General features: G+C 67.0%; 1 protein-coding gene. It reads left to right on the top strand.

All coding sequences use genetic code 11. The annotated features are described in order from the left end of the window. A partial coding sequence (locus AC5RWX_RS34180) for an NAD(P)H-binding protein (protein ID WP_494100558.1) occupies window positions 1-542 on the top strand: 542 nt, incomplete at both ends.

The following is a 542-nucleotide window of genomic DNA, read 5'->3' as shown; positions in this document are numbered from 1 at the left end:
CAGGTCAGGAGAATGGACTACTCCGATGCAGCGTCCGTTGCGGAGGCCTTGAAGGGCGCCCGCAAGGTGCTCCTCATCTCGGGCAGCGAGGTGGGCCAGCGGGTGGAGCAGCACCGGACGGTCATCGAGGCGGCGAAGGCTGAGGGTGTTGAGCTGGTGGCGTACACCAGCATCGCGAACGTGGACACCACCGGGATGAAGCTGGCAGCCGAGCACCAGGCAACAGAGGCCATCCTGCAGGAATCCGGCGTTCCCTTCGTCCTGCTGCGCAATGGCTGGTACCTCGAGAACTACATTGACCAGCTGCCCGGCACGCTCGCGCAGGGTGCCATCGCAGGCAGCGCGGGAGAGGGGCGTGTCAGCGCAGCTTCCCGCGCAGACTACGCCCACGCAGCCGCTGCAGTGCTGGTTGCCGGGGACCAGGCCGGCAGGATCTATGAGCTGGGCGGCGACGAACCGTTCACCATGGCTGAGCTTGCGGCCGAGATCAGCGCCGCGGCCGGAACGCACGTCTCCTACCAGGACCTCCCGCCGCAGGAATA

The organism is Arthrobacter sp. SPT-J7 (assembly GCF_059089965.1).
Note: the sequence above shows the minus strand (reverse complement) of the source record. Positions and strands in the feature narration are given on the sequence as shown.